19 protein-coding genes are annotated in these 23,950 nt (G+C 60.6%); 4 read left to right on the top strand and 15 right to left on the bottom strand.

Annotated elements, in window-relative coordinates; translation table 11 throughout:
- Positions 1 to 128 precede the first annotated feature (128 nt).
- A complete protein-coding gene (locus tag BM131_RS12275; protein WP_090189878.1) occupies positions 129 to 581 on the top strand; it encodes an SRPBCC family protein in 453 nt (150 codons plus the stop codon).
- Between the two features lie 29 nt (positions 582 to 610).
- Here BM131_RS12275 and BM131_RS12270 read toward each other — a convergent pair whose 3' ends face one another.
- A complete protein-coding gene (locus BM131_RS12270; RefSeq protein WP_090189877.1) occupies positions 611 to 1,042 on the bottom strand; it encodes a VOC family protein in 432 nt (143 codons plus the stop codon).
- 67 nt (positions 1,043 to 1,109) lie between these two features.
- Here BM131_RS12270 and BM131_RS12265 point away from each other — a divergent pair, with 67 nt between their 5' ends.
- Positions 1,110 to 1,592: a nucleoside deaminase gene (locus BM131_RS12265; protein ID WP_090189875.1), complete on the top strand. Its 483-nt coding sequence runs from the start codon at positions 1,110 to 1,112 to the stop codon at positions 1,590 to 1,592.
- Positions 1,593 to 1,669: 77 nt separating this feature from the next.
- Here the strand turns inward: BM131_RS12265 and BM131_RS12260 are convergent, their stop codons facing one another.
- From BM131_RS12260 to BM131_RS12240, 5 genes are all read right to left on the bottom strand, one after another.
- The gene (locus tag BM131_RS12260) at positions 1,670 to 2,059 is read right to left on the bottom strand and encodes a response regulator (RefSeq protein ID WP_090189874.1); all 390 of its coding nucleotides are present in this window, start codon (positions 2,057 to 2,059) and stop codon (positions 1,670 to 1,672) included.
- Positions 2,060 to 2,104: 45 nt separating this feature from the next.
- Positions 2,105 to 4,015 (bottom strand): PAS domain-containing sensor histidine kinase, encoded by a 1,911-nt coding sequence (locus tag BM131_RS12255; protein ID WP_175499315.1) that lies wholly within the window; start codon positions 4,013 to 4,015, stop codon positions 2,105 to 2,107.
- 164 nt (positions 4,016 to 4,179) lie between these two features.
- A complete protein-coding gene (locus BM131_RS12250; RefSeq protein WP_090189871.1) occupies positions 4,180 to 5,562 on the bottom strand; it encodes an alpha,alpha-trehalose-phosphate synthase (UDP-forming) in 1,383 nt (460 codons plus the stop codon).
- Complete coding sequence (gene otsB, locus BM131_RS12245; RefSeq protein ID WP_090189869.1) at positions 5,559 to 6,308, bottom strand: trehalose-phosphatase; 750 nt, start codon at positions 6,306 to 6,308, stop codon at positions 5,559 to 5,561. Before otsB ends, BM131_RS12250 begins: the two co-directional genes overlap by 4 nt.
- Positions 6,305 to 7,147 carry a UTP--glucose-1-phosphate uridylyltransferase gene (locus tag BM131_RS12240; RefSeq protein ID WP_175499313.1) on the bottom strand — a complete coding sequence of 281 codons (843 nt, stop codon included), beginning with the start codon at positions 7,145 to 7,147 and terminating at the stop codon, positions 6,305 to 6,307. The genes otsB and BM131_RS12240 overlap by 4 nt, the downstream gene beginning before the upstream one ends.
- Positions 7,148 to 7,479: 332 nt before the next feature.
- Between BM131_RS12240 and BM131_RS12235 the strand changes: the two genes are divergently transcribed.
- Positions 7,480 to 7,881, top strand: coding sequence for a hypothetical protein (locus tag BM131_RS12235; RefSeq protein ID WP_139222622.1), 402 nt, complete (start codon positions 7,480 to 7,482; stop codon positions 7,879 to 7,881).
- Positions 7,882 to 7,944: 63 nt separating this feature from the next.
- Positions 7,945 to 8,148 (top strand): hypothetical protein, encoded by a 204-nt coding sequence (locus tag BM131_RS12230; protein ID WP_090189863.1) that lies wholly within the window; start codon positions 7,945 to 7,947, stop codon positions 8,146 to 8,148.
- 315 nt (positions 8,149 to 8,463) lie between these two features.
- Here BM131_RS12230 and BM131_RS12225 read toward each other — a convergent pair whose 3' ends face one another.
- The 9 genes from BM131_RS12225 to BM131_RS12185 all read right to left on the bottom strand — a co-directional run bounded on the left by BM131_RS12225 (position 8,464) and on the right by BM131_RS12185 (position 23,658).
- Positions 8,464 to 12,348, bottom strand: a complete 3,885-nt coding sequence (locus BM131_RS12225; protein WP_139222621.1) for a hybrid sensor histidine kinase/response regulator transcription factor — start codon at positions 12,346 to 12,348, stop codon at positions 8,464 to 8,466.
- Between the two features lie 335 nt (positions 12,349 to 12,683).
- Complete coding sequence (locus BM131_RS12220; protein WP_090189859.1) at positions 12,684 to 13,367, bottom strand: glutathione S-transferase family protein; 684 nt, start codon at positions 13,365 to 13,367, stop codon at positions 12,684 to 12,686.
- Positions 13,368 to 13,465: 98 nt separating this feature from the next.
- Positions 13,466 to 15,100: an ABC transporter ATP-binding protein gene (locus tag BM131_RS12215; protein ID WP_090189858.1), complete on the bottom strand. Its 1,635-nt coding sequence runs from the start codon at positions 15,098 to 15,100 to the stop codon at positions 13,466 to 13,468.
- A complete protein-coding gene (locus tag BM131_RS12210) occupies positions 15,093 to 15,911 on the bottom strand; it encodes an ABC transporter permease (protein ID WP_090189856.1) in 819 nt (272 codons plus the stop codon). The genes BM131_RS12215 and BM131_RS12210 overlap by 8 nt, the downstream gene beginning before the upstream one ends.
- Complete coding sequence (locus BM131_RS12205; RefSeq protein WP_245754229.1) at positions 15,908 to 16,870, bottom strand: ABC transporter permease; 963 nt, start codon at positions 16,868 to 16,870, stop codon at positions 15,908 to 15,910. Before BM131_RS12205 ends, BM131_RS12210 begins: the two co-directional genes overlap by 4 nt.
- Before the next feature lies 1 nt (position 16,871).
- A complete protein-coding gene (locus BM131_RS12200; protein ID WP_090189854.1) occupies positions 16,872 to 18,449 on the bottom strand; it encodes an ABC transporter substrate-binding protein in 1,578 nt (525 codons plus the stop codon).
- A gap of 221 nt (positions 18,450 to 18,670) precedes the next feature.
- Positions 18,671 to 19,477, bottom strand: a complete 807-nt coding sequence (locus BM131_RS12195; RefSeq protein ID WP_139222620.1) for a DUF6635 family protein — start codon at positions 19,475 to 19,477, stop codon at positions 18,671 to 18,673.
- 120 nt (positions 19,478 to 19,597) lie between these two features.
- Positions 19,598 to 22,135 (bottom strand): PAS domain-containing protein, encoded by a 2,538-nt coding sequence (locus tag BM131_RS12190; protein ID WP_090189849.1) that lies wholly within the window; start codon positions 22,133 to 22,135, stop codon positions 19,598 to 19,600.
- Between the two features lie 218 nt (positions 22,136 to 22,353).
- A complete protein-coding gene (locus BM131_RS12185) occupies positions 22,354 to 23,658 on the bottom strand; it encodes a mechanosensitive ion channel family protein (RefSeq protein ID WP_090189922.1) in 1,305 nt (434 codons plus the stop codon).
- Between the last annotated feature and the right edge of the window lie 292 nt (positions 23,659 to 23,950).

Here is a 23,950-nt window from a genome sequence, read left to right as displayed (position 1 = left end):
AAAGGAACATGACCATGACACGACTGCGCCACGTCTTTGCTGCGCTGCGCCGCAAATGGGCCCTGACCCCAGAGCAGGCCGAGACGCTATCCACCGTAAAATTTCCCTGCTGTTAGAAAGAGATATCCATGGAACTGAAAGACGCCATTATCATCAATGCCCCGCTGGATCGGGTCTATGCCGCCTTGAATGATCCCGAAATCCTGCGCCAATGCATCCCCGGCTGCGAAGAGCTGATCCAGCATTCGGATACCGAGCTTGAGGCCAAGATCGTGCTCAAGATCGGTCCGGTAAAAGCCCGCTTTAGCGGTAATGTGCAGCTCGACAAAAGCGGCGCGCCGCATGCGTTTTCCCTGACGGGTCAAGGCAATGGCGGCGCTGCTGGCCATGCTAAGGGCGGCGCGGATGTCACGCTGGTGGCGGACGGCGACACCACGGTCCTGACCTATGACGCCAAGGCCGAAATCGGCGGCAAGTTGGCGCAGCTGGGCAGCCGCCTGATCCAAAGCACGGCCAAAAAACTGGCCGCGAAGTTCTTTCAAAGTTTCGCCGAAGTGCTGGAAGCCGAGCAGGTCGCCTGACAATAGCGGGCGGGGCCGTCCCCGCCCGTTTAGGCCGTAGTGCCTTCCATCGGCCATAGACCCGGAGAGGCCGCAATCTCCACCAGATTTCCGTCCGGGTCGCGGAAATACAGGCTTTTGCCGCCGCGCATCCAGCTTGTCCGGCTTAGGATGTCGACCCCGCGTGCGGTCAGATGATCGTCCCATTCGGCAAAGGCCGCGTGCGTGGCTTCGAAGGCAAAGTGGATCTGCCCCGTCGCGTCATGCGGCGGGATCTCGTTTCCGCCATCGGCCGTGGCACCCTGCGCCGTGCCGCCGCGCAAAAAGATCAGCAAAACGCTGCGTTCGTTCACGCCGTAGGCGCAAAGGCGGTCTGTTTTCTTAAGCGGCCGCAGCCCCATGATGTCTTCGTAAAACGCGCAGGCGCGGCCCAAGTCGTCGACATAGATCGCTGTTTCCAGAATTGATTTTAACGCGGGCATATATTTTATCCTTTTGCGGTGGACTGTCCCCTTGGCGCACTAATTAGATCGCTAAAGGAGATTGCACATGTCCGATCTGGAAAATGACACCCGTTTATCGAAAACTGAGCGCGAGGCCATTCAAGGTGTCATTGACCGGGCATTGGATGCGTCCAAAGCGGATGACCGCAATGGAATTGCCGCCGCAATTGTCAGCGGCGATCAAATTCTGGAAATCGGAGAGAACGAGGTCAATGCCCTGACCGATCCGACCAAGCATGCCGAAATGGTTGTGCTGGCCGCCGTCACGCAGCGGCTGGATCGCAAGCAGTTGTCGGAATGCACCCTGATATCATCCCTGCAACCCTGCGAGATGTGCCTGTCAGCCATGCGCTTTGCCGGGATCACCCGCGTCATCTACTGCGCGCAGCAAGAAAACGTGGCGGAAAAGTATTTCGTATTTCCAAAGCTCAAGATTACCGACTTCGCAAAAGCGGGCGCGGCGTTTACGCATATTGGCGGTGTGAAAGAGGCGGCGGTTATACACCTTTACGCGGATGGCGACGAGTAAAGCGACAACGCCCGCGACACGCGCTTATTTGGCAAGGTTGCGCAGGCGTTTGTGCTGCCTGCGGGGCGAAAACGGCGTTAGCTAGACGCCTGCATTCTGGAACTGATCATCTGGTTCAGCTTGTCGATCAGCCGTTCTGGCTCTGTCGGTTTTAGGAACACTTCAGCGTTCGGGATCAGCGCCTTGAGCTCTGCTGGCAATCCGACCCCTGTGCAGAATACGATGGGCAAGCCCTTGGCGATCAAGGCTTGTGCCAGCGGTGTCACTGGCCCGTCGATCAGGTCGACGTCTAGGATCGCACCGGCGATGTTTGCGCCCTCGATCATCTGCAGCGCCTCGCTGACGCGGGCGCAGGGGCCCAGCACGCGGGCCTCTCGGTCCTCTAGGGCGAGGGCGATGTTCAGCGCGACAAGCATGTTGTCTTCGGCAACAAGCACAGTCGCGCCTTTGATATGACGATATGTCATTGCATGAATGTCCTGAATTTTTGAATCATGTCGGAACGCGTGCCATCAAGGTTTCGTTCCGACTTTTGCATCACGAAGTTGCGCTTTGATTTGAACCTCGACCCCCTGCGCGGGGTAATTCATCGTGGCTGACCCGTTTAGCTGGCCGCCAAGAAGGCGTTCCAGCAAGGTCGTGCCAAAGCCTGTGCGCGTGGGCGGGCAAACTTCAGGGCCGCCGATTTCGCGCCAATCAAGGGTCAGGTGTTCGCCCTCTGGCCCGATGGTGACGGACCAGCGCACTTCGATCTGGCCATCCTCGTTGGACAGCGCGCCGTATTTGACGGCGTTCGTCGTCAGCTCGTGCACCGCCATGGTCAGCGGCACGACGGTGTCGGAGGATAGAAAGACGCGCGGCCCTTTCAGGATCAGACGCTTGCCGTTGTCATAAGGTTCCAGTTCGGACCGCAGCACGGCGCGCAGGTCCATGCCCTGCCATTCGGCGTCGGTGAGCGAACTGTGGCTGCGCGCCAGCGACGCGATGCGGTTACTGACACCGGTGCGGAAACTTTCCATGTCGGTCGAGGTGCGCAGCGTAAAGCCGATGATCGCCTGCACCGTCGCCAGCGTGTTCTTGACGCGGTGGTGCAGCTCTCTGACCATCAGGGCCTGACGCTCTTCAAAGTCTTTGCGCTCGTCAATATCCAATCCCGATCCCAGCAGGCCGACAAAGGTGCCGTCCGTGGTAAAGCGGGGCTGGGCGGTGTTCAGCGTCCAGACATAAGTGCCGTCCTCTTGGCGCAGACGGTATTCCAGCTCGAATACATCATGATCGACGTGGGCTTGTTGCAGGGCAAGGCGCACCTCTTCTAGATCATCGGGGTGGACGGCATCCAGCCAGCCATTGCCGCACACGTCCTGCGCGGTTTGCCCGGTAAAGCTATGCCAGCGCTGGTTGACATAGGTGCAACCGCCCGACGGCTCTGTCATCCAGATAAAGTTCGGCGCGTTATCTGCCATTTCGCGAAAGCGGGTTTCGCTTTCGGTCAGCGCGCCTTGGCTGATCATCCGCTCGGTCACGTCGTGCCCGTCAATGAACACGCCAGTGACTTCGCCGTCATCGCCCTTGATGGGCTGAAAGATGAACGACACGTACCGGTCCGTCGGCGCGCTGTCTTCCGACGTCTGAAAGGTGACCTTGGCGTCTTGGTTCACGAACGGCTGACCGGTCGCATAGACCTCGTCCAGAATTTCAAAAAAGCCTTGCCCCGCGATATCGGGCAGGGCCTCTCTGACCGACCGTCCGATGATGTCATCGCGTCCGATCAGGCGGTTATAGGCGGCGTTGGTCGATTCAAAGATGTGGCGCGGCCCGCGCAGGATCGCCATAAAGCTGGGGGCCATCGCGAACATATTTTCCAGCCGCTCGCTTTCGGCGATTTCGCGGCGGCGGGCCATCACCTCTTTGGTGGTTTCGGTGCAGGCGCAGAACATGCCCATAACGGTGCCGCTGCCGCCTCGCACAGGCGTGTAGGAAAAGGCAAAGTGCGCTTCTTCGGGATAACCGTGTCGGTGGATCAGCAGCATCAGATCGTCCATATGCGTGCTTTCGCCCGCAAAGGCCTTGTCCATGATCGGCTTCACCACGTCGATAATATCGTGCCAAACGTCGAAAAACGGCCGCCCTAGCGCGTCGGGGTGGCGTGCACCCAGCACGGTCGCATAGGCGTCGTTGTAAAGCATTGTGCGCGCGTCGCCCCATGCCAGAAACATGGGTTGGCGGGATTGCAGCATCACCTCGACCAGTGTGGTTAGCGCGGTGGGCCAGGTTGACGGCGCGCCAAGCGGCGTGGTCTGCCAGTCGAACGCGCACATGCGCTGACCCAGCTCGCCGCCGCCCAAAAACGCAGGGGCATGTCCGCTGTCTTTTGGTGCAGACTTAGCATCAAAGGACTCGTTAGGGGCACTGGACTCGATCATGGCGCGCACTTTCCAAAAACAAATACGCCTCAGCCGATGGACTTGCCCAGAGGTCGCAACCCCTAGTGTAAAAGTGTCGCAGGCGATTGAATAGAGGGGATCGCATGCAGCACAGCGCATTGACGGCGCGTCAAGCTGGGGCCGTTATACGCTGCCCCGCCGGATCAGACCGCCTCTGCCACCAGCGGTTTATGCGCAATGCGGGCCATGGCTGCCAGATAGCTATCCGTCCAGTGCCCAATGTCATCGCGCTGCACGACTTTGAACAGGGCTTCATGCCGTTCGCGCCGCTCTGCCAGGGGCATCGACAGGGCCGTACGCAGCGCGGCGGCCATTTCGCCGATGTCATAGGGGTTCACGATCAGGGCCGACGTCATCTGTTCTGCCGCGCCAGCGAACTGCGATAGGATTAGCACGCCGGGGTCTTCGTGTGATTGGGCTGCGACATATTCCTTGGCCACAAGGTTCATGCCATCGGCAAAGGGCGTGACAAAGCCGACATCGGCCGCCCGGTACAGCGCCGCCAGCGTATCGCGGGGGATGCCGCGGTGGATATAACGGATCGGGGTCCAGTCCAGATCGGAATGCAGCCCGTTCACCTTGCCGGAAATCCGCTCCATCTCTGACCGGATGTTCTGATAGGCGGTCACGGCTTCCCTCGTGGGCGGGGCGATTTGCAGCAAGGATGCGCGCGGATCGCCGTCTTCGCGGGCCTCTAGGTACTGGCCAAAGGCGCTTAGCCGATTGTCGAGTCCCTTGGAATAATCCAGCCGGTCCACACCGATCACCAGCCGTTCGTCTGTGGCAAGGTTGAGCAAGGCGCGGCCATCGCGGCGCCCTGCCTCTTTGGCAAAGGCATCCACGTCGATCCCGATGGGAAAACTGCGGATTTCAAAGTTCCGGCCCCGGTATTGCAGCGACCCGTCGCGCAGCTGCTCTGCCCCGACAAGGGACCGATACATCTCGAGCGCGGCTGCGACGTCGCGCTGGGTTTGCAGCCCGACAAGGTCAAAGCTGGCGATCCATTGCGGGAATATGTGGTGCTGGGGCAGGGCCAGCAGGTCATGCACCGCCGGAAACGGAATGTGGTGGAAAAAGCCGATGGTCGCGGTCACGCCCAGTTCGCGCAGGCAGGCGGCAAGGGGCAGGAAATGGTAGTCATGAATCCAGACCTGATCGTCGGGCCGCAATTCGCGGGCCATCATTTTGGCAAGGCGGCGGTTCACAGCGATGTAGGTTTCAAAATCGCCCGTGCTGAGCGCCATCAAATCGGCGCGGCGGTGACACAGCGGCCACAGGACAGAGTTGGCGTAGCCAAGGTAATAGCCGTCGTGTTCGGCCTGCGTCAGATCAAAGGTGCGCATGTCATAGCCGTCACCCGCCACATCGCTGAACCCGTCGCTGGGTGCATCGTTGATCTGGCCAGAGGTGCCGTACCACACGCCGCCATTTTCATGCAGGCAATCATGCAACGCAACAACAAGCCCGCCAGAGGGCGGCCCGTCCGATGGCACCCGGTTCGAGACGACGACAAGACGACCAGTCATAATGTTTCCTCCGATAGCCAGGATTCAAGCAAGGCCAGCACCGCCGCCGGGTCCGGCAGGCGGTAGGCGGCGCAGGTGTCGCCGCCGCCGACGCGCACAGCGAAACCGCCCGCGGCGTTGGCCACCACCATCGCCTCTTCATCCGTGACGTCATCGCCGATCACGACGGGGCGGATGCCGCTGGGCTGCTCTGCGATGATGGCGTGCACTGCGCCGGCCTTGCTGGCGTCCGATGGCCTGATTTCGAACGCCATTTTAGAGGTGTGCATTTCCATGCCCGGCGCGGCAGCCGCAATGGTTTCAGCCGCCGCGCGGGCCGCGCCTTCGGCTTGCGGGACAGCGCGGTAGTGGATGACAGCGCCGGTGTCTTTTGTTTCCAGCGTCACGCCGTGCATCTGCGCCACCGCGTCTTGCGCTTGGCTTTGCACGCTGGCGACCACCGGGCTGCCGACCAGCGGGTGACGCGACAGGGTGCCGCCCCGCCGCGCCTCTGCCCCGTGGGCCCCAAAGATGTCGCCGGGGAAATCCGGCAAAAAGTGTTCCAGCACCGCGACTTCGCGGCCCGACACCAGACACAGCCGCCCATCCAGTTTGGCATGCAGGCCCGCCAGCAAGCCGTGCAGGCGGGCGGGCACGTGAATGCCATCCGGCGTCGGGGCCAGATCAATCAGCGTGCCGTCAAAGTCGAGCATCAGATAAATATCAGTGGTCCCTTCGCGCGCTATTGCGTCGATGTCATCCGTCATTCGGCCGCCACGGCGCAGGTCAGTTCCGTGGCGCGGGCATTCGCCGCGCCCAGCAATCCGGCATGCGATCCGCAGTCGTGGCGCGCGCCGGAAAAGCGAAAGCCCGCCAGCCCGAACGCTGGCGCATCGGCTGCAATCGCGTCGGTCAGCTGATATTCACCGCCCGCGCCGGGTTCCAGATTGCGCAGCGCGTCAAAGATGCGGCTGTCTAGGATATAGCGGCCCACAGCGGCCAGTTGCGACGGGGCGACTTCGGGGCTTGGCTTTTCCACCAGTTCCGACGCTTGCACGATCTTGCCGATGGACGCGTCGGCGGTTGGGCGGAATATGCCGTATTTCTTAACGTCTGCGCGGTCCACATCCATCGCGGCAATCATGTGGCCGCCGGTATACGCCTGCGCCATTTCCGGCAGGCAAGGTTGGCCAAGGATCACATCGTCCGGCAGGATCACACCAAAGGCATCGCCGCGCACATGGTCTGCGGCCATCAGCACCGCGTGACCCAGACCCAGCGGCTCGTCCTGTTCGACAAAGATCACCTCGACACCGCTGCCCAGCGTGATTTCATCCAGCGCGCGGGCCAATTCGACCTTGCCGTCACTTTCCAACACGTCCTTGAGCGCGCTGTCCGGCTGCAAATAATCCCCGATCGCAGGCTTTGAGGCATGGGTGACGAACACAAGCCGCTTTGCCCCGGCCTTGATCGCCTCTTCAACCGCGAATTGCAGGATGGGCTTGTCATAGACGGGCAGCAGTTCTTTTGGGACCGATTTGGTCAGCGGCAAAAGCCGTGTGCCCCGTCCGGCGACTGGAAAGACAACGGTGTCCAAGATCGGCATTTGAATTCTCCTGATGGCAGTCATGTGATTATGCTGCGGTAACGTGTGGCTGATGGGGATGTTCCCCGCCCCATGGGGGCCATCGGCGCAAATTTGCCTGATATGCCGCGAGCGCAGGCGCGATGCTGACAAAAACGGCAGCCGCGAAACTTGGTTTGCAACTGCAGGTCATGACGGATGCCGCGCGCCATCACACCGCAGCGTGTGAAATTGGCAGACTTTTCACTTTTTTCGCACCCTGCACGCTGGGTGCATATTCACTGCAAATCCGCTCCTCAAACTTAGCGCAAAAGGATCAGGCGACGGCGCGATTTGCGCCAAAACAGGAGAAGATGATGTTTCCCAAGATCAATAAACGCGCAAGCAGTCAGCGCGGCACAATGACGTCCGCAGGCAAAGGCCCGACCGCGCTGTCATTCGCCTTTGTCGCCGCTATCACGCTGCTTAGTGCGGCGGCAGTGACGACATCGGGCGCGATGGCCCAAGGCGCAGAGGGCCAAGGTCCTAAAGGGCAGGGGCCGAACCCGATGGACGCCGTGGCCGAAGCCTTGGACCTGACGCCGCCCCAGATGCAAAGCTGCATGGGGCCACGGCCCGAGCCGGGCACCGAACCATCACAGGCTGATCGCGCGGCCCTTGTCGATTGTCTGATGGTGCAGAACCCGTCGCTGACCCCCGCACTTATCGACGCCGCGATGGAGCAGATGCGCAAGGCCCCGCCGCCGCGCAATTAGATCAGACTGTTAAAACGGCCTGCGCGATGTGCAGGCCATCCAGACACCAAAAGGATAAAGACTATGTTTCGCAAATCTCTGACCATACTGGCAGCCACGCTGTCGCTGGCCGCCCCGGTGGCGTCCTATGCCCAGCAAGCCCCAGCGCCGCGCGCCGCCCAGTACGCCCAACCTGCCCCCGCCCGCGGCGGCATGGATGCGGCCAGCCTGTTGCTGCCCCTTGCGCTGGTGGTGATTGTGGTTGGCGCTTTGGCGCATAAGCACTGACGCGCATACGGCACCGCGCGTTTGCGCGGTGCCGTCGTTTGTTATCCGGCACCGCGCGAACGCAGCGAGGAGCGGGGTGGACGCATTAAATTGTAGTTGAATGGATACCGGTCAAAAAACGTGACGTATCATCGGGGGTCGCCCTAAAAGTCCACCACCTCAGCGGAGATCAATAATCCGCGCCTTATCCTTGCCGTCTGCGTCATGCTGGCTCAACCGGGGATGGCATGGCTTCGGCGCAATTGGCGCGGCCTGCACAACAAGACGGCTGTTTGGCACAGGGTTCGACCGCTATTTAGGCCGCCGGCAAAGCAATTAGCCCGTCCGGACGGATGTTTGCGCCGCTGCATAGTCGCGCGGGGACTGGCCATGAAACGCTTTGAACCGCCGCGAAAAGCTGGACAAGTTGCGATAACCGCAGGCGCTTGCGACATCGGTGACGCTTTGGCGGCCCTGCTGCAACAGATCGCCTGCGTGCTGCATCCGGCGGTCCGACAGCAGCGTATTGAACGGCTGCGGGCACAGCGCATCGATCTTGCGCTGCAAGACCCGCGTGCTGACACCGCAAGCCGTTGCCGCATCCTCGATCCGCGCATCAGGGTTCGCAAGAGCGCCTTCAAAAAACACATCCAGCCGGTCCAGCAACTGCCGATCAAACGGTGCAAGGTCCGGTTGCAGCGCAGGCGCGGGCGCGCCGGGGTCCGGCATCAGATGGTCGACGACATAGTTCTGCACCCGCTCTGCTGCGCGCAGCCGTAGCTGCACCTTGCGCAGCACATCTTGCGGGTCAAAGGGCTTGGTCAGGTAATCATCCGCCCAAGCATCCTGCGCCGCGCGGCGGGCGGCGGTGTCCTGCAAGGCGGTCAGAAAGATCAGACCGATATGGGCGGTGGCCTTGTCGGACTTTAGCGATTTGCCAAAATCAAAGGCCCGCCCATCGGGCAGCATCACATCGCATAGCACCAGTTGTACCGGGTGCCGGTCCAGCGCCCTGCGCGCAGCGGCAAGTGATCCGACGGCGCGGATCTGGCCCACCTCGGCCAGAAGGTCCGCCAAAAAGCCGCGCAGATCGCTGTCGTCTTCGACGATCAGGATGGTGGGGGCATCGTCCTGCGCCGCCTTGGACAGCGGTGCCACAGCGGGTCCATCGTCCTGCGCCAAGGGCAAGGTTTGCGGCGCAAGGGTCGCATCGCAGGGGATCACGACCTGAAGTGTCGTCTGTGGGCCGGTGTTAACACTCAGCTCGCCCTGCAACTGCAGAACGGATTGCGCAATGATATCCAAGCCTTTTGATGGCTCGACCTCAAGGCTGCGCGCGATCAACCGGTCCGCAAGGTGCTGTGGCAACGGCGCGGTGTTGGTGACGCGAATGGTCAGATCTTGCGCCTGTGCGGTGATCTGCACGGCGACGGTGCCGCCCGCAGGCGTGTGGCGCACGGCGTTGGACAACAGGTTGTGCAGCAAGGCATCGCAGGCGCTGGGATCAAGGGTCGCAGCCCCGCTGAGCGGCGTTGTCGCAGACCAGATCAAGCCGCGCTCTTGCGCCATCTCGTGGTAGAAATCGACAATAGGTTGCACAAAAGACGCCAGATCAAGGGTCGCGCGGCCACCGCCCAGCCCTTCGGGGGCGGCGGCGGTATCAGCCATTTGCTGGGTTAGCATGGTCATGCGGGCGGCGGCGCGGATCACAAGGTTGATCAGGCGCCGGGCCTCGGCGGGCAGGTCCGGCAGGCGCAAGGCGTGGTCCAGCGGCGCGCTGATCAGCGACAGGGGCGTGCGGATTTCATGCACGGTGCGCGCATAAAACGCCGCCCGGTCCCGCGCGACGCAGGCCAGCTTGGCATTTTGCTGCGCCAGTTCGGCGGTTTTTGCGGCGACGATCTGCTCTAGACTGCGGTTGCGCGCCCGGACTTGCCGCGTGCGCAGACGGGACACGGCCACAAGCCCGCCAGCGGCAATCGCGGCATAGCAAAGCCACGCCCACCAGCGCTGCGTAAAGGGCGGCATGACCTGAAAGGCAACCGCAACGGGGGCCGATGCGACCCCTGCAGAGGATATGCCCTGATATTCCAGCTGGTAATCGCCAGCCTTGAGCAGTTGGTAATTGATCCGGTGCCGCACGCCGCTGGCTGTCGTCCAATCGGTCTGATCCGGCAGCAGCCGCCAGCGCAGGGCGTTATCACCCGGCTTGTCATATTGGATAACGGACAGATCGATTGCGATGCCAAAGGGGGCGATAATTGGGGTCGTCGGCTGCTGATCCCACACGGCCGACACGCGCGGCGCGCTGCGCTCTGCATAAATTTCGCGGGGGTCGAACAGGGAAAACCCGTCGATCCCGCCCACCGCGATGGACCCGTCGTCCAGCACGGTGCCGGCGTTAAAGTTGAACTCTGCGCCTTGCAGCCCGTCAGAGGCGCGGAATACGTCGATCTGGTCCGTCGCCAGATCAAGCCGCGCCAGACCGTTGTTCGTGGTCAGCCACAGATCACCAAGGCTGCCCGGCAGCATCTTGTAAATCGTCTCGTTCGGCAGACCATTCGCCCGGCCGATCTGCCGGATGGGGGCCATATCGCTATCCAGCAGAACGATCCCGCCTTGCGTGCCAACATACAGCGGATCGCCCGGCGCGCCCTGCCAGACCGCGCGCACGTCGTTGTCGGGCAACACATCAAGGCCGGATACGGTGGTGAAATCGCCAGTGTCCGCGTTCCAACGGCTTAGCCCGCCGCTGGTGCCAATCCAGATCGTGCCGTCCGGCCCCTGATACAGGCTTCGCGTGCGGTTATGGGGCAGATCGCGTGGCCCGTCGCCTTCGACGCAATGCGCAAGCTGCGTGCCATCGGCGCCAACGTGAAACACCCCGGTATGCGTGCCGATCCACAAGGTGCCATCCGCCGCGCGCAGCAGCAGCCGGATAAAGGCATCACCCGCAACGGGCGTGCCATCCGGTGCGGTCAAGCGGGACCACGTCAGCTGACCCGCTTTGCGCCGCTGCAGGCCATGGTCGCGCACGGCGATGATGACGCCCGACGGCTCTGACAGGATCGCGCGGACATCGTGGGGGCCGGGGCCAAGGTCTTTGTCTAGATCGACGATGGTCAGATCCTGTAGGTTCCGGTTAAGGCGCAAAAGGCCATCCTTGCCGCCGATCCAGAGCCCGCTTCGGCCTGCGTCGGCCAGCGCCCAGATGACGCCGCTGTCTTGGGGGTAGTAGGTTTCGAACAGGTCGGGGGACTGGGACACGCTGCTGACGCCGTTGTCATAGGTGCCAATCCACATGCGCCCCAGATTGCCGGGCGTCAGCGCGACGATAGTGTCAGAGCTGATGCGCTGGCGCACGCCGCGGCGGCTGCGGTAGTTTTCCATGACGCCGGTGGCGGGGTCATAGACGAAAATGCCGTTTGACCATGTGCCAATCCACAGCCGCCCGTCTTGCCCCTGCGCAAGGGCTTCGACGTCGTCATCGGGGATGGCAAGTGGCTGGTCGATGACGCCTGTATCAGGCGTTAGACGGTGCAGTCCCGCGTCCTCTGTCGCGATCCAGACAAGGCCGTCGGTGTCGATCAGCACATCAAGTACGGTCAATCCGGTCAGCGCGCTATTGCTGTCATCCCAATGGGTAAGCTGCCCGCTTGCCGGATCAAAGTGATAAAGCCCTGCGCTGCCGGTGCCGATGTAAACGCCGCCATCTGCACTGACCACAAGGCTGCGGATATAGTCGGTGTCGATGTCCGCAGGCTGCGCGCCGCCGGGCTGGGTAAAGGTACCATCGTCCAGACGCAACTGCGTCACGCCGCGGCCATGGGCGATCCACATCGTGCCGTCGGGGCCGGGGGCAAGGTCGAAAACCTCGTCCGAGGCAAATAGACCACTGGCAGCGCGCAGGCTGGCCACGGGGTTCACCTGTTGGTCAAACACCGTGATTCCGCCGCCCAAGGTGCCCACCCAGATCAGCCCGTTAGTATCCTGCGCCAGCGCAAAGGTGTAATTGTTCGCCAGTCCCGGCGCGTCCGGCTGGGCGCGATAGACGTATTGAAAACTTTCCCCGTCATACAGGCTTAGCCCGTCGCCCGTCGCAAACCACATCCGGCCATCGTCGGCCTGAAGGATGTCATTGACGGTGCTTTGCGACATGCCGTCGTTGATCGTCAGTTGGATCGCAGATTTCTGCGTCTCGGATCGGGCGGGTTGGCACATTGCGCAGACCAGGGACAGGGCGGCAATGGTAAGACGCGTAAGATTGGAAATGATGACACACCTAAAAATATCGACGTAAAATAAATTGAAAACAGACGATTGTCTGGTGACGTTAAAGTGAAATTGAACGCCGCCGCCCAAACGGAGTCCAGTAATACTTTAGATTGTGTTAAAATCGACCCCGCACGCTGTGCCATTTCCACCCGAAAGGCGAATTGGCGCATGCTGCATATAAAAAGGGGTTCGCTGCAAAGTCTTGATCGCGGCAGCAATCGGCAGCGCTGTCCAAGTCGGCAAGGTCCGGCGCATATCGCGCCGGACCCATCGCAATCGCGTTACGCGAGGCGCTTGTTCTGCGGGAACATCATCGCCTTCGCATCGTCGTCCATCTCTTTTTTAAAGGTATGGCTGGCGAACATCGCCTCTGCGGCCTTTGCGGCGGGACGTGCATTAATTTCGTCCAGCAACCGCTTGAGGTTGGGCAGATTTTCCCATGCGTCAGCGCCAAGGATAAACGGCACAGCGCGCGCCCAGCCCCAGACGGCCATGTCCAGAACGGTATAGGTGTCGCCCATCATATAGGGACCTTCCGAAAGGCGCTGGTCAATCAGGCCCCAGTGACGCTCTGCCTCATAGCCGTAACGGTTGACGGCATAGTCTTTTGGCTCTGGCGCGAAGTGCTTGAAGTGCACGCTTTGGCCCGAATAGGGGCCGATGCCACTGGCGACGAACATCATCCACGACAGGTACTGCGCCTGCGCCTCTGGTGTGTTTTCGGGCAGGAATTTACCCTCTTTATTGGCCAGATACATCAAGATCGCGGTGCTATCGAACAGTTTGGCGTCGCCATCGGTCATGGCGGGCGTCTTGCCGTTGGGGTTGATCGCTAGGAATTCTGGCGTGAACTGCTCGCCTTTGCGGGTGTCCACGGGAACCGCGTCATAGGCAACGCCCAGCTCTTCCAGCAGCAGGGCGACTTTGGCGGGGTTCGGGGAGGGGTGAAAATAGAATTTGATCATCGGATCGTCCATTCGTGGATAAGATGGGTTTCGCTGGCGAAGTTAAGGTGGGGCAAGCGCCTGATTGCAAGTCACAAAGCGTTGCCCGCCACGCCCCGCTACCTTCCCGCGCTTTCAATCTTGCGGCTAGCCACGACGTTTTCGAGCCATCCGACTTTCATCTCTGGCACAGAGGCTAATAGCAGGTCTGTGTAATCGTCGAAGGGCGGGGCGAGGACCTGTGATTTTGGGCCGTATCGGACGACTTTGCCGCGGTGCATGACGGCGATTTGGTCGGCGATGGCTTTGACGGTGGCCAGGTCGTGGGTGATGAACATATAGGCGACGCCTTCTTGCGCCTGCAGGTCCAGCAGCAGTTTCAGGATGCCGTCGGCGACCAGCGGATCAAGGGCGGATGTGACCTCGTCGCAGATGATCAGGCGGGGTTTGGCGGCCAGGGCGCGGGCGATGCAGACGCGCTGCTTTTGGCCCCCCGACAGCTCTGCCGGATAGCGGTCGATAAAGCCTTTGCCCATCTCGATCTGGTCTAGCAGTTCTTGCACGCGGGCGCGTTTGGCCGCGCCTTTGAGGCCAAAGTAGAACTCTAGCGGGCGCCCGATGATGGTGCCGACGGTGTGGCGCGGGTTCATCGCGGTATCGGCCATTTGATAGATCATCTGCAATTCGCGCAGATCATCGCGGGCGCGGCCGTCCAGCGCGGCGGGCAGGGTGCGCCCGTCGAATGTGATCTGCCCGTCAGACGGCGGCAGCAGGCCGGTGACGACGCGGGCCAGCGTGGATTTGCCAGAGCCGCTTTCGCCGACCACGGCCAGCGTTTGCCCCGGCGCGATCTGGACGCTGACATCTTTGAGCACGTCCAGTTTGACCCCCGGATAGCGGGCGGTCATGTTGTCCACGCGCAGCAGCGGGGCGGCGGGTTCTTTTTCCGTGTGGTCGATGGACCGGACCGACACGAGGGCGCGGGTGTAGTCCTGTTGCGGGGCCTCGATGATCTGGCGCACCTGCGCGTGTTCAATGGTTTTGCCTGATTTGAGGACCATAATCTCGTCCGACACCTGCGCCACGACGGCCAGATCGTGGGTGATGTAAAGCGCGGCGACACCGGTGTCCTGAATGGCCTTTTTGATCGCCGACAGCACGTCGATCTGCGTGGTGACATCCAGCGCCGTCGTCGGCTCGTCAAAGATCACCAGCGACGGGCGCGGGCACAGGGCCATGGCGGTCATCACGCGCTGCAATTGCCCGCCAGAGACTTGGTGCGGATAGCGCCGCCCAATGCTGTCCGGGTCCGGCAGACCCAGCTGGCCGAACAGCTGCACGGCGCGGGCCTCGGCCTCTGCCCGGGTGGCAAGGCCGTGGCGGACCGTGGCCTCGACCACTTGGTCCATCAGGCGCATCGCGGGGTTAAAGGCGGCGGCGGCGGATTGGGCGACGTAGGTGACCTCTTGCCCGCGCAAATTGCGCAGGCCCGCCGCGCGCTCTTGCAGGATATCGCGGCCATTCAGGAACACCTGACCGCCGGTGATCCGCACGCCGCCGCGCCCGTAGGCCATGGCGGACAGGCCAATGGTGGACTTGCCCGCGCCGGATTCCCCGATCAGCCCCAGCACGCGGCCCTTGGCTAGGGTGAACGACACGCCGTGCACGATAGAGATGTCTTTGGGCGCGGCATCAGGCGGATAGACCGTCGCGCCAATCGTCAGATTGCGCACATCAAGCAGGGTATCATCCATCCCGGCCTCCTTTCAGGCTGGCGGTGCGGCTCAGCACCCAGTCCGCCACCAGATTGACAGAGATCGCGAGCGTCGCGATGGCAAAGGCCGGGATCAGCGCGGCAGGGATGCCGTAGACGATACCGTCTTTGTTTTCCTTCACGATACCGCCCCAATCCGCCAAGGGGGGTTGCACGCCAAGCCCGAGGAACGACAGGGTCGAGATGAACAGCACCATAAAGATGAACCGCAGGCCCATTTCGGCGACCAGCGGCGACAGGGCGTTTGGCAGGATCTCGTGGAAGATGATCCAGCGGTTGCCTTCGCCGCGCAGGCGGGCGGCCTCCACGTAATCCATCACGGTGATATCGACGGCGACGGCGCGGGACAAACGAAAGACGCGGGTGGCGTCCAGCAGGCCCATGACGACGATCAGGACGGGCAGGGTGACGGGCATCACCGACAACACGACAAGGGCAAAGATCAGCGCCGGGATCGACATGATCAGATCGACAAACCGCGACAGAAACTGGTCAACCCAGCCGCCTGCCACAGCGGCGGTCAGCCCCATGATCGACCCCACGGTAAAGCTGAGGATCGTGGCGGCGGTGGCGACAAAGATCGTCGTCTGCCCGCCAAAGATGATCCGGCTCAGCAGATCGCGGCCAATGCTATCGGTACCCAGCAGGTGGGCGGATGACGCAGGCTCCCACACATCGCCGACGACTTCGGCCATGCCGTAGGGGGCGATGAAGCCTGCAAAAATCGCGCCAAAGGCATAAAGCGCGACAAAGGCGAGCCCGATCAGGGCGGAAACAGGTATCCCCCTCATTTCGGGTGCCGCAGGCGGGGGTTGGACAGGATCGACACGATATCAGCCACCATATTCAGGCCGATATAAACGGCAGCAAAGACAAGCCCGCAGGCCTGCACAACAGGCACGTCACGCTTGGTGACGTGATCGACAAGGTATTGGCCCATGCCGGGAAAGACAAAGACCACCTCGACCACCACAACGCCGACGATCAGATAGGCCATGTTCAGCATGACCACGTTGACCACAGGCGCGATGGCGTTGGGAAAGGCGTGGCGGGCGATCACGGTGATCGGGCGCAGGCCCTTCAGCTCGGCGGTTTCAATATAGGCCGATTGCATCACGTTCAGGATCGCGGCCCGCGTCATGCGCATCATATGGCCCAGCACGACCAGCACCAACACCAGCACCGGGATTGCCACGGCATGCAGCTTTTCGCCAAGGCTCATGCTGTCGTAGATCGTGGATACGGATGGAAAGATGCGGAACTGCACCGTCAGAACGAACATCGCGATATAGCCCAGCATAAATTCCGGGATCGATACCGATGTCAGCGTGATGCCAGAGATCAGCTTGTCCGGCCATTGCCCGCGGTAGCGCACCGCGATGACGCCAAGGATGATCGCCAGCGGCACGGCAATGATCGCAGCGCAGCTTGCCAGAAACAGCGTATTGGCCAGCCGCCCCGACATGGCGGTCCAGATATCCTGACCATTGGTCAGCGCCGTGCCCAGATCGCCGCGCAGAATGCCGCCCAGCCAATCAAAGTAGCGCGCCAAGGCAGGCTCGTTCAGGCCAAGCTCGTTGCGCAGGTTCGCCAGCGCCTGCGGTGTCGCGCTTTGGCCAAGGATGGACTGGGCCACATCGCCGGGCAAAATCTCGGTGCCCATAAAGATCAAGGCAGAGGCCGCGAGCAGCAAGAGTAGGCCCAGCGATAAACGCTGGGCCAACAAAAAGACAATCGGGTTGCGCGTCACCTTAGCTGGCCAACCACGTCTTGTGCGGTGCAAGGCCGTTCATCGTGTCGCCGCCGCCGTCCGCGACCCAGCCCTGCACGTCATTGCTGACCGCTTCGATGAAGTCGTTGAACATCGGCACGATCACGCCGCCTTCGTCATGCACAATGGCGCCCATTTGCGCATAGGTCGCGGTGCGCGCGGCGGGATCCAGTTCGGCCCGGGCTTGCAGCAGCAGATCGTCGAAGGCTGCGTTCGTGAACCGGGTGTCGTTCCAGTCTGCCGTCGACAGATAGGCGGTCGTGTACATCTGGTCCTGCACCGGGCGGCCGCCCCAATAGGATGCGCAGAACGGCTCTTTGTTCCAGACCTCGGACCAGTAGCCATCGTTGGGCACGCGCTGGATTTCCAGCGGAATGCCAGCCGCGGCGGCGGATTGCTGGAACAGCGCGGCGGCATCGACAGCGCCGGGGAACGCGGTATCCGCGACCTTCAGCACGATCGGGCTGCCGTCGTGGCCGGACGCCTTGTAGTGCGCGGCGGCCTTTTCGATGTCAAAGGTGCGCTGCGGCAGGCTGTCGTCAAACAGCGGATAGGCGGCGTTGATCGGGGTGTCGTTGCCGATCGTGCCAAAACCCTGCAGGATCTTGTCGACCATTTCCGCGCGGTTGACGGCGTATTTAAGGGCCAAACGCAGGTCGGCATTATCAAACGGCGCGGTGTCGGTGTGCATGACAAAGACGTAGTGACCGCGGCCAGAGACGCTCTTGACCTCGAGCGTTGGCGCACGGTTCAGCAGGCCCGCAACCTTAGGCTCCACGAGGTTGGCAATATGCACCTGGCCGGACTGCAGCGCCGCCATCCGGGCGGTGGCATCGTTGATTACAAGGAATTCCACCGCGTCGTAGTGACCGCGCTCGCTGTCCCAATACTCTGCATGCTTTTCAAAGGTATAGCGCACGCCGGGTTCCTGCGCGACGATCTTATACGCGCCAGCGCCAATGCCTGCTGCCGCATCGTCGCGGCCGCCGTTTGGCTGGATCTGCAGGTGATAATCGGCCATCAGATAGGGCAGGTCGGCGTTCGCCGTGGTCAGCGTGACCTCGACCCAGTCGCCATCGACGCGCATGGATTCAATGCCCTGCATGATGCCAAGAGCGCCGGACTGAGAATCCTCGTCCGAGTGCCGCTCTAGCGTGGCCAGCACATCGTCTGGCGTCATCACCGCGCCGTTGTGGAACGTGACACCTTGGCGGATCTTGAACCGCCAGACCTTCGCTTCGGCGTCGCTATCGACCTCTTCGGCCAGACGCATTTCCAACTGCCCGTCGGGGGTGACATCCACCAACTGCTCGCCCAGCGTCCGCATCAGGTGGAACGTGACAGGGTTCGCCGCCAGCGCCGGATCAAGGCTGTCCGTGCTGCCGCCGCCGCCAAGGCCCATCTTCAGCGTCCCGCCCTTCACAGCCGTCTGCGCCCGCGCGCCGCTTGCCAGCATCGCGCTGCCAACCGCCGCCGTCATCGCAAGCGCAGACGCGCGGCCCAGAAAAGAGCGGCGGTTCAGGCTGGTGCGGCCTTTGGTGGTGACTGTCTTGTGCATATTCGGAATCCCTGTTGTCGTCTTTTTCGTCAATAAATTACGTGCGCCTCTTAATGAGCGCAGGCCATATTGCGGGGAAAATCCTGCGTTGTCAAAATCTTGAGGTTCAGACGTGAAAACGCGCGTGGGATTGGCCTTGATATGGTCGCCCAATATTGCGCTGTAACGTGTAACAAAATGACTGCGCTGCCGGGCGATTGCAGCCCCGCAAAGCCTTTAGTCTATGACCGAAAGACACGTAGCAAACTGATGCCTGCGTCCATCAGATCAGCAACGCGGGCCAGGATATGTTCCGGTGCCAGACCGGGGGAGCCGCCCTCGATCAGGGAGATTTTGCCCAGCAGGCGGATCAATCGGCGGCGGTGAATCCCCAGATGCGCCTGCACCGGGTCTGCGATGATACCCGCAAATGTCGTGACGACGGACGCCGACATGGCAAGCCCTGCGCCGATGGCGATGACAAACCAGACCGGCAGCGCGACGGGAAACACACCATACCACGCGCCGCCCAGCGTCGATCCCAGCGGAAAGTTCGTGACCGCCGTCGCATGCCCGACATAGCCCGATACGGCGGGCGCCAGCGACGCGATCCCCGGCGTGGCCGTGCCGAACAGCAGCCAGCCGGTCGTCAGCACAATCAGCGATGTCGTGATTTCCGCCACAGCAGAACGGACCGAGGTGTAGTCGTCGATCAACGCTTGGCTGCGCGCGGTAAGGGGCGCAGCTTGCAGCAAATCGGTTGCGATATCCGCCTCGATCTTGCGCGCGACAGAGGTGCGCAGCAGCACCCGCCGCGCCATGAGCCACGCGCTAAAACGGCGAAGTTTGATAAGCCGCGCCACAAGGGCGACCAGCGCCATCAGCAAAAAGATCGGCGCAAGCGCCACGTTGATCGGCGCGCGAAGCAGGTCCCAGCCAAGCGCACTGCGATGCAGTCGCAGGGTCGCGCCCAAGTGGAAATGCCGCCGCACAAAAGCGTCAACCGCGGCCTGAACCGCCTGTGCGTTTTGGTCTGGCGCTGCGGGCATCGGGTTCATTTTCGAAAAGGGGCGCATGTGAATGACTTAAGGTGGGCGGCATTTGTTTGAAAGGGCCGCAGTGTTCCCGCCGCCCGGCATCAGTGCTGCGGCCCGCAATTGGACTGCGCGTTATTCCAGCGCTTTTGCCAACGCGGCCAGCAAATCGGCCCGGCGGACAGGTTTCATCAGCCGGGTATCACCGGCTTTGACCCCATCGCAATTCATGTGCGCGTCGCTCGCGTAGCCGGACATAAAGACGATGGGCAGGTCAGGCCATTTGTGCCTAATTTTCTGCGCCAAATGGGTGCCCTGCAATTTCCCCGGCATGACGATATCGGTCAAAAGCAGATCAAAGGTCGGGTCTTTGCTAAATACGGAATAGGCTTCATCGCCCGACGCGGTTTGCGTGACAAGATAACCAGCACGTTCTAGCATTGTCACAATTGCAGCGCGCACCGCGTGTTCATCTTCGGCGACAAGAATCCGTCCCAAAGATGTGCCCGCTTCCGTCTTTTCCGTTTTCGATGCTTCGGCGGACGTATCGGCCGTGTTTGCTGCAGGAAAGTACAGTTTAAATGTCGTTCCTTGGTCTGGATTGGATTCAACCTGAACCGTTCCACCAGATTGTTTCATAAAGCCAACAATCATCGACAGGCCTAGGCCCGACCCTTCGCCCTGCCGCTTTGTGGTAAAAAACGGCTCAAATATCAGGGCAAGGTTGTCTGGCGCAATGCCTTCGCCCGTATCTTTGGCGGACAGCATCACATAGCGACCGGGGGCAAGTTCGCCTTGCTGGTTTTGTATATCAGAGGCGTCGATCACAACGTTTGACGTTGCAATGGTCACATTGCCCGACCCCAACATCGCATCGCGCGCGTTTAGAATTAAGTTAAGCAAAGAGTTTTCAAGCGAACTCAGGTCAGCCTCTATAGGCCATAAATTCGCAGATAAAGAGGTGTCGATCACCACGCTTTTCGGCATAGTGCGGCCAATCCATGTTTGCGCATCGCGCACAACTGCGTTCAAGTCTAATATAACGGGCGTCAGCCGTGCCTTGCGGGCGAAAGAAAGCATGCTTTTGGTCAATTCAGCGCCACGCATGGTCGCCGTGATCGCATTGGTGATCAATTCGGCATGCATCGCCGGATCTGTTTCATCCATTAGCAATTCAAGGTTGCCAAGGATCACGGCAAGCAGGTTGTTGAAGTCATGTGCGACTCCGCCGGTCAGTTGGCCAATACTTTCGATCTTCTGCGCCCGATGAGAGATTTCCCGCTCTTTTTCGATCTGCTGTTGAACCTGCACCTCGCTAGTGACGTCAAGAATGATCGCCTCGATCATAACGCGATCATTTGAAAAAATTGGGCCGCCGCGAAATTCAAGCCAGCGCGTGCTGCCGTCCCGCGCCGTAATCATATAGCGGTGCGAAAAGGGCGTGGCAGTTGTGATGCTTTGCCGGACTGCGGCTAAAAATACAGGACGATCCTGAGGATCATGCGCTGTTAAAAGTAGGGAATTATCGGCATAAAGCTCTTGGTCGGTATATCCCCAAAGTGACAGGCATTTGGGGCCGATGTAGATAATATTGGTGTTGTTCGGATCGGTGATGTCAATTTGAAAGACGACACCGGGTAAATTATCGGCAATCAAAGCCACACGCGCCATTGATTCAAGGTGAACGCGCTCAGCCTCTCTGATATCGGTCACGTCGAAGTGGATTGCAATGATCCCAAGCTTCTTGCCATTGCGATCAAATTCGCCAATCCAATTCTCGTGTATATCGCGAATTTTTCCATCGGGTCTGATGATGCGATAGTCAAATATACCTTGATCATGCGTTGGTGAATTAATCTCTCGCATCGCCGCAAGGACTGTTGGGACATCGTCAGGGTAAATGGAACCAAGCCATTCTGACCGCGTGACCGACGTTGTCCCCGGGGATAAGCCGTAAATCGACACGTATACCTCGTCGACCGTCCCCCTGTAATCTTCGAGCGCACGCTCGAACAATCCGACTTTTGTATGTTTCAGCGCAAAATGAAGGCGCTTTGCCAGGAGCGTGGCCTTTGAGACTTGGCTGGCAAAGTGTTGGGCAATAACGGTAATCAGGGTTGTCAGTGCAATCGATGTACCGCCGATAGAAGTCGACGCCAAAACGGCTTTATGCAGACATTCCCATTTATTGTCTGGGTTGAAGATAAAAGGATGTACTACAACATGGCCAATTTGAAATATAACAAAGCCGAGTGAAATATAAACGATGGCGCGGCTTGGTATCACATTTGGGTTTTTTGAAGGCACCAGACATCGGACGATAAGACCGATGATTGGAAACACCAAAGCAAAGTTCGGTGAAAATCCGGTAGCCTGACCGTCGAACAATATCCGAAACAAAGTCCACATGGCGGCTGCAACCAAGGCACCAATTGGTCCACCTAAATAGCCTGCGAAAATTAATGGCCCAGCTTTGATATCAAGCTCTGCATGCAAGGGCTGCATGGAAAGTCCCTGCGACGCCAAAGATGCCGCCAAAATCCCGAAGGCCGCGCCCACCATGATCTGCTGGGTCCGCACCGCGCGCGTCAGGCGCTCTGACATCAGGATCGCGTATAAAAACGTCCCGGTAAAAATAAGGCCGGTTAAGCTTTGAAAGATTGAAAGGAACATGAATCCTCCACGTATTCGGGCGATCCTTGCATATTTGGTCGCCAATACGGGTTAAAAAATTAGAAAATGTGCAAGATTTATGTGATTTTTGGAATGCGTCGGCGATTTCGGCATCATTTTCGCGTGCGGCGTACCTGACCTGTGCCCTGCTGTGGGATCGCATTGCGAAACGGGGGGGCGTTTTCAGTCCAAAGGAAGTCCGCGCCGCGCGTCCCGTGTCAAAGAAAGCCAGCGCCTTTGATTTCGACGACGCGGTGCGGATATGGGATTTCGATGTCATGCGCCTTGAGCGCGTTCCACACGGCGAATAGCACGTCGGATGTGTATTTATTCTGGCCGTCGTCGATACCTTCGACCCAGAATTCTACTGCAAAATCAATGCCGCTGTCGCCAAACCCGCGCAGCTCGCAGTCGGGCGGCTCTGGCGTGTTCAGCACGCCGGGCACCTGCGCCACGGCGGCGCAGATGATGTCCGGCACGCGGTTAATGTCTGTGTCATAGCTGACGGAAAACAGCGCCTCTAGCCGGTTGTTGGACCCGGCATCGGAATAGTTCGTGACCCGCGTGACGATAAAATCCTCGTTCGGGACCACGATCCAGCGGCCGTCATATGTCTCTAGGATTGTTGCGCGGGCCATCATTTTGTGGATGCGTCCCGCTTCGCCGCCATCAAGTTCGACGTAGTCGCCGACGGTCGCCTGTCCTTCGAGCAGCAAAATCACGCCAGAGATAAAGTTCGACGCGATCTTTTGCAGGCCAAAGCCAAGGCCAACGCCGACCGCGCCGCCGATGACGGCAAGGCTGGTCAGGCTGATGCCCATGATGTTCATCAGCAGCAAGAACGCGAAGCCAAAGATTGCGAACTCTGCAGCCTTTACAATCAGTTGCCGCACGGCGGGGCGCATGGGCTGGCGGCCGATGTAGCCTGCGGTCTGGCTGTTGGACCAATGGCCGAACCAGAACAGCAATGCGCCGGCAATAAGCCCGCGGATCAGCGCGAGGGCGGAAAACTGGATGCTGCCGATGCCGACCACGGTGCCTTCCAGCAGGGTCATCACGGCGGGCAAGATGCCCAGCGCGTACAGCGCGGCGACGGGGACCAGCACATAGGTTGCCAGAAAACGCAGGAACGGCTCGGTCAGGATACGCCGCGCCAAGGCGCGCGCAGCAAGGAACAAAAACACGCGCTTACCAAAGGCGATGATCGCGCCGGACCCGAACAGCGACCGGGTGACCTGCTCGCCTGCGGCGGTCAGGACATAGGCCAGCAGCGGCAGCAGCAGCGGCAAGAACATGCGGGCAAAACGGCGGGCCGTCGCAAAGATAGAGGTATTCGCGTCCTCTGGCGTCAGCAGCGCCCGCAGGCGGGGCGCGATCATGCGGGCGAGGACCAAGGCCAGCAGATAGGCAGCGATGAGCAGGGCGAACTGTGACCAAGACGCGGGGCGCAGCAGCCAGTCCTGTGCAAAAGCGACCCCTTGAGCGGCGTAATCGCGCGCTGTGTCGACATAAGTGCTGTCCATGGCCGTCCCCAAATTGCCCGCCTCTGTCATGCGATAAACAGGGCGGGTGGCGCAAGCGGCTTGCGGGCGAAGGGGGGCGGCTGGGGCCTGAATAAGGCCGCGTGCTGCACATTACGGCAAGATGCCTTCGTCAGAACCCATCGCCGTGATGGTTTCGCGGACGTTGTCCGGGCGAAGGGGGCAGCAAAAAGGGACAGTTTAGAATCAGATTCAGTCGATTTGGGTCCGTGACGGCGCAAGCTGCGGTCTTTTGCAGGCGCGCTGGCGCATTTTTCTTTGGAAAGCCTGCTCT

It is taken from the genome of Loktanella salsilacus, from assembly GCF_900114485.1.
In the GTDB taxonomy this organism is placed as follows: Bacteria; Pseudomonadota; Alphaproteobacteria; order Rhodobacterales; family Rhodobacteraceae; genus Loktanella; species Loktanella salsilacus.
This window is presented reverse-complemented; position numbering and strand designations above follow the sequence as displayed.